The sequence below is a fragment of the Streptomyces sp. NPDC002130 genome (assembly GCF_040296465.1).
Lineage (GTDB): Bacteria > Actinomycetota > Actinomycetes > Streptomycetales > Streptomycetaceae > Streptomyces.
Map to the genome: position 1 here is coordinate 1 of NZ_JBEOXI010001326.1, position 1,005 is coordinate 1,005.

Genomic DNA, 1,005 nt, shown 5'->3' on the forward strand with positions numbered 1-1,005 from the left:
CCCGGTACACAAGGCGCACGTGGGCGGCCAGGAGCGGTACACCGACAGTCAAAGCCTCGTGGAGGAGAACATCCGGAAGAACCTGGCACAGGCTGCGGAGCGCGCGGCATCGCTCGCCCGCGAACACAAGGTCGCGCTGGTGGTCGTGATCGGAGAAGTACAGTCACGCAAAGCTTTTGCACAGCTCCTACCGTCGACGCTACGAGTGGTGGATGTCGAAAAGGGTTCACGTTCAGTGGGTTCGTCACCTGCTGAGGTGTCCAAGTCGATTCGTGAACTGATCGATACGCAGCGGCTGCGCAGGATGGACTCGGAAACCGAACGCTACGTCGCAGAGCAGGGACGGGACTCCGGTCTCTCCATCGACGGGACCGCGCGCGTCCTCGACGCTCTCGAACAGGGCAAGGTCGAGACACTGTTGCTCACCGATCCCGACGACAAGGAAGTCACCAGCGGAAAGTTGATCGGGCCCGCCGATCGCGTACTCCCCTACATCGCAATCGGGACCGGAACCGAACTGGTACAGATCGACGAACGCCTGGTTCTCGCCGACGGGTACGGCGCGATCCTCCGGCATCCCTGAACATCGGCAGCCTGATCGGATTCGGTGGATGAGCACCTTCAGCGAGAGGCGTGCTTGCCCACCGAGTCCGGAAATCCGTCGGCAATTGCTGCGACAAGTTCCAGATATGCCCGCGCAGTGCGCTTGTTCAGCAATTTCAAGTCGATCGGACCGCCCTCGCCGAGGTGATCGTCGTAGGGCAAGGTCTTGACCGCGCGCACTCCCCGCTGAGCGAAAACGTCTTCGAGTTGATCGAGGTCGAGCGAAGACGAACCCGGCCTCGTCGAATTGATCGCCACGACCGACCTGCTCACCAGGTCTGCGTAGCCATGCTTGGTCAGCCAACTGAGCCGGCGGGCCTTGTCCGTGAGGGTGACCTCGACGCCCCGCTTGTCGCCGCAGACCGATCTGCGAGTGACGAGGCCGGCGTGCTGGAGGCAGGC

The 1,005-nt window shown here is 62.6% G+C and carries 2 protein-coding genes; one reads left to right on the plus strand and one right to left on the minus strand.

What is annotated here, in order from left to right; translation table 11 throughout:
* Positions 1-583, plus strand: a 583-nt coding sequence (locus tag ABT116_RS50685) for a baeRF2 domain-containing protein (RefSeq protein ID WP_502984129.1), incomplete at its 5' end; no start/stop codon positions are given.
* A gap of 38 nt (positions 584-621) precedes the next feature.
* Here ABT116_RS50685 and ABT116_RS50690 read toward each other — a convergent pair.
* On the minus strand, positions 622-1,005 hold a 384-nt coding region (locus ABT116_RS50690; RefSeq protein ID WP_502984130.1), incomplete at its 5' end, for a MinD/ParA family ATP-binding protein.